This is a genomic window from Cedecea neteri NBRC 105707 = ATCC 33855 (assembly GCF_001571265.1).
In the GTDB taxonomy this organism is placed as follows: Bacteria; Pseudomonadota; Gammaproteobacteria; order Enterobacterales; family Enterobacteriaceae; genus Cedecea; species Cedecea neteri.
Map to the genome: position 1 here is coordinate 1 of NZ_BCTL01000099.1, position 4409 is coordinate 4409.

Sequence of the window (4409 nt, forward strand, 5' to 3'; positions counted from 1 at the left end):
GGGGTCTGACGCTCAGTGGAACGAAAACTCACGTTAAGCAATGTTTTCTTCCTCTGACGCCTCTTTTAATGGCCGCAAATGTCCTTTTGTCACCAGTTCTGCCAGTGTGAAGGAATAATGGCCGAGCATATTGATATGCCCGTGGCAAAGCGGTGAGAGTCGTGCAATATCTTCATCATTCAGGGTTTCCCCCTGTGCCCGGAGATGATCCAGGGCTGCCTGCATATAAATAGTGTTCCATAACACGACGGCGTTAGTGACCAACCCCAGTGCGCCCAATTGATCTTCCTGACCGTCAGTATATCGCTTTCTTATCTCACCTTTCTGACCGTGACAAATAGCTCTGGCAACGGCATGGCGACTTTCTCCCCGGTTTAGTTGGGTCAGAATGCGCCGACGATAATCTTCATCATCAATATAATTAAGCAGATACAGCGTTTTGTTGATGCGTCCCACTTCAATGATTGCCTGAGTCAATCCGGAAGGGCGTTCACTCTTCAGTAACGAGCGAACCAGCACCGAAGCCTGCACCTTGCCCAACTTCAGGGAGCCTGCAGCCCGGATCATTTCGTCCCACTGAAGGACTATTTTTTGGGGTGCTGACTGCCCTCTGGCAATATCATTCAGCACCCCATAATCAGCGTCATTGTCCATGCGCCAGAAAACCGAAGCACCGGCATCAGCCAGGCGTGGGGAAAACTGGTATCCCAACAGCCAGAAAAGACCAAAGACAAGATCGCTGGCCCCAGCGGTATCGGTCATAATTTCGGTAGGATTCAGCCCAGTTTCCTGTTCCAGAAGGCCTTCCAGCACAAAGATTGAGTCTCTCAGCGTCCCTGGTATAACAATGCCATGAAAGCCGGAATACTGATCGGACATAAAGTTGTACCAGGTGATCCCCCTGTTATGGCCAAAGTATTTGCGGTTCGGTCCGGCATTGATTGTTCTGACCGGCGTAACAAAGCGCATTCCGTCTGCAGAGGCCACTTCGCCACCACCCCAGACCTGTGCCAGTGGCAGCGTTGCCTGAAAATCAACCAGCCTGGCATTCGCACTGGTGATAGTTTCAGCCCGCAGGTAGTTTGCTTTTGTCCAGTTCAGCCGGTGTCGGGTCAGGGCTGGAACATTTGACCGTATCAGGGGCTCCAGGCCGATATTGCAGGCCTCAGCCATCAGTACGGCGCTGATGCTGATGGGCAGATCGTCAACTCTGGCGCTGGCTTCGCTGGCGTGGAAAAACTCATCAGCAAATCCGGTGTGGGCATTGATTTCGAGCAACAGCTCTGTCAAATCTACAGTCGGAAGCAGATCACTGACCTGTTTGCTCAGTCGTTTCAGACTGTCCGGTTCGTCAAGACTGGCGAGGGGAGAAATTGTCAGCCTGGGTTTTGGGCCGGAAATATCCAGTTTAACCGCCTCATTTTCGCCAAGGCGTGCGGCAACCTGCCTGTAACGGGTGTCCAATTGGAGACCCAGCGATTTTATTGCGTCCTGTGGATTCGTCGGGTGCCCCAGAGAACGATAAACTTTAATTCGGTTTGCCTGCCAGTCTGCGCCCTGTAGTAATTTTTCGCGGGGATCGCCCCACCGGCTACTGCCGGTGACGTAGACATCCCGCCGCCTCAGGCTGTCCTGCAGTTTACTGAGAAAGCACAGCGTGTATCCCCTTCGGGTAATATGTTTTTCCTTATTAACAACCAGTCGTTTCCATGGACGGCTAATGATTTCCGTTGGTGCATCATCAAAATACTGCCGCCGTGAGCTGAACTCGCGGCTGAGGTAATCGCAGGCATTCAGGATAGTGCTCCCGGCGGGAGCTGCTGAAAATTTAACGGTATTCAGCAGACGGGGCAGGAAACGACGAACCCGCCCGTACTGTTCCACCATTTCGTCATGAAAGTTATCGTCTGATGGTCGGGCAATTTCGTGGACAAGTGCGATGATGTCGGCCAGTTTTTGCCTTGAGATGTGGCTGAATACTTCAGCCCGGATTGATTCGTCCGGCGTTTCCTCTTTCAGCAGGTACGAACATGCGCTGGCGAGCGCCAGTGCTGATTTATCCAGATCTTTCAGCGATCGGAGCCGTTTTTTCTGCCCAATCTTTCTGGCGTCACGGATGATAACAGCCAGCATGGCATCCAGAACGTCCAGAGCATCATCCAGCGCCAGCGTCTCCCATGCAAGGACAAAGGCAACCAGTATCACTGTCCTTTTCTGCGGAGCCATCCTGGCGATATTGAACACCGAAGTCATTCCCGCATAACGAGCGAGATTTTTTAGACGTACAGCCGGGATCGCACTCAGATTATCAGTATGAAGGCCAAAATCGCTCAGCGTTTTCCAGCGATCAATTGCCTCATTAAACGCCGGGCCGCTGATGGTGACCGGGCCTTTCTTCAGTGATTCCAGCAAAGACAGGCGGCCGGAATCAGCAGGTCCCAGCAGCGTCTCCAGTTGTGAACGCTGCACGGCAGACGGAATCATTGCCAGCCTGTTCCACAGTCGCAGCGTTGCCTTTTCCCTTACCTCTGAAATCAGTCGGGTCAGCGTGGTCGCGCCGGGGAGAATAATCCTGTGCTGCATCAGCCACCCTGTAGCCAGCTCAAAAAGCAGGCCCGGACGCTCGTTGCTTATCCAGCTCCGGGTATATAAAAGACGGGTAAGACGAAAAGTCCAGGGCCAGGAAAATTCACGATAATCATAATGCTGACGTATCAGCGCGGCATGCTCACGACGGGTATTTTCTCTCTGGCCGTATTCTGCCAGCACGGTGATATCATGGATGGCGAGCTGTCTGGCAATAAAGTGCCGAACGCCGGAAGGAATATGATTCATATCGGTGAGGAAGGTGCCCAGAAAACGGACGCATCCAATTTGCAGGGCAATACCCAAACGATTGTGATCACCTCTGCTTTTTCCGATAAATTCCTTGTCTGCTTCATCAAGGTGAAAATATCGTGCCAACTGAAGCTCATCCGGCTCACCGGTGAATCGACCATAGCTTTCAGTCTGCTCAGTGGTCAGAAAATCGACGGGCATACCGGCCTCCCTGCCTGACGGCTATTTGTTAATAACTTTGTAACCGTCCGAAATGTTATAAATTGTCGGACGCCCAAAATCGGCTTCATTAATGTGTCCGTTAAATCGATTTTTTGTTATAACAGACACCATCTGTCTGATATTTGATTTAGGATACATTTTTATGCGACTTTTTGGTTACGCACGGGTATCAACCAGTCAGCAGTCTCTCGATATTCAGATCCGAGCACTCAAAGATGCAGGCGTGAAAGCGAATCGTATCTTTACCGATAAGGCATCCGGCAGTTCGGTCGATCGGCCCGGGCTTGATCTGCTGCGCATGAAGGTGGAGGAAGGCGATGCCATTCTGGTGAAGAAACTTGACCGCCTTGGTCGCGACACCGCCGATATGATCCAGCTGATAAAAGAGTTTGACGCCCAGGGCGTGGCCGTCCGGTTTATTGATGACGGGATCAGCACTGACGGGGAAATGGGAAAAATGGTGGTTACTATCCTGTCCGCCGTTGCACAGGCCGAGCGCTGCCGAATACTGGAACGCACCAATGAAGGCCGTCAGGAAGCCAGGCTGAAAGGTATCAAATTTGGCCGCAAACGTTCTGTGGACAGAAACACTGTGCTGGAGCTTCACCAGAAAGGCACTGGCGCAACGGAAATTGCTCGTCAGCTCAGTATTGCCCGTTCCACGGTTTATAAAATTATTGCTGAATAGCTTTATTATACGGATACAATCATTAAATATGAACTGGAGGTACAAATGAAAGGATACTTAATTATTTTATTTTTTATTACTGGCACTGCTAACGCTTCAGAAGCCATATCAAATAAGTACACAATAGATTCGGACAACCAGTTAATATTATCGAATGGAAATATTAAGGCTGTTGGCCATGTACACGCTGTAAGCGGGGATATGACTATTGATGCAGAAGAAGCTATTTATCATCGTGAAAACCCCAACGATACATATATAACTGCCACAGGGAATCCAATAAAATACAATGGGATAACAGAAGACGGTAAACCGTTCTCAGGAAATTCTAAAAAGCTTAAATATACTCCAGAAACAGGAGAGGTTATCCTAACAGATGAGGCTTTTGTTCAGCAGAATGGAAATACTCTATCGGCCGAAGTAATAACATACAACACCATTACGAAAAAAATGATAGCTTCTGCTGCACCTGGTAAAAGAGTAAGGAGTGTGATTTATCCTGACAAGGTATCACAGACGAAAAAATAATTATTCTTAGTCAGCATGCTGAATCTGACAAAAACCATTTACCCAAACAGTAAACTGTTAGGGTAAATGGTCAATGTTCCAACACGTAATGAAAGCTTAGCGTGAGTTTTCGTTCCACTGAGCGTCAGACCCC

At 49.6% G+C, this 4409-nt stretch carries 3 protein-coding genes; 2 read left to right on the forward strand and 1 reads right to left on the reverse strand.

The genetic code is table 11. The features are described 5' to 3' along the window. Window positions 1-33 precede the first annotated feature (33 nt). Window positions 34-3039 (reverse strand): Tn3 family transposase, encoded by a 3006-nt coding sequence (locus CNE01S_RS23750; protein ID WP_061279134.1) that lies wholly within the window; start codon window positions 3037-3039, stop codon window positions 34-36. Between the two features lie 163 nt (window positions 3040-3202). Between CNE01S_RS23750 and CNE01S_RS23755 the strand changes: the two genes are divergently transcribed. Together CNE01S_RS23755 and lptA are read left to right on the forward strand one after the other, a co-directional pair. After that, complete coding sequence (locus CNE01S_RS23755) at window positions 3203-3748, forward strand: recombinase family protein (protein WP_061279136.1); 546 nt, start codon at window positions 3203-3205, stop codon at window positions 3746-3748. 45 nt (window positions 3749-3793) lie between these two features. Further along, window positions 3794-4276, forward strand: a complete 483-nt coding sequence (gene lptA, locus CNE01S_RS23760; RefSeq protein ID WP_061279138.1) for a lipopolysaccharide transport periplasmic protein LptA — start codon at window positions 3794-3796, stop codon at window positions 4274-4276. Window positions 4277-4409 lie beyond the last annotated feature (133 nt).

What these genes read in the sequence shown, in the direction of transcription:
- CNE01S_RS23750 (WP_061279134.1), bottom strand. Translation starts at nt 3,039, where the DNA reads ATGCCCGTCGATTTTCTGACCACTGAGCAGACTGAAAGCTATGGTCGA.
- CNE01S_RS23755 (WP_061279136.1), top strand. Translation starts at nt 3,203, where the DNA reads ATGCGACTTTTTGGTTACGCACGGGTATCAACCAGTCAGCAGTCTCTC.
- lptA (WP_061279138.1), top strand. Translation starts at nt 3,794, where the DNA reads ATGAAAGGATACTTAATTATTTTATTTTTTATTACTGGCACTGCTAAC.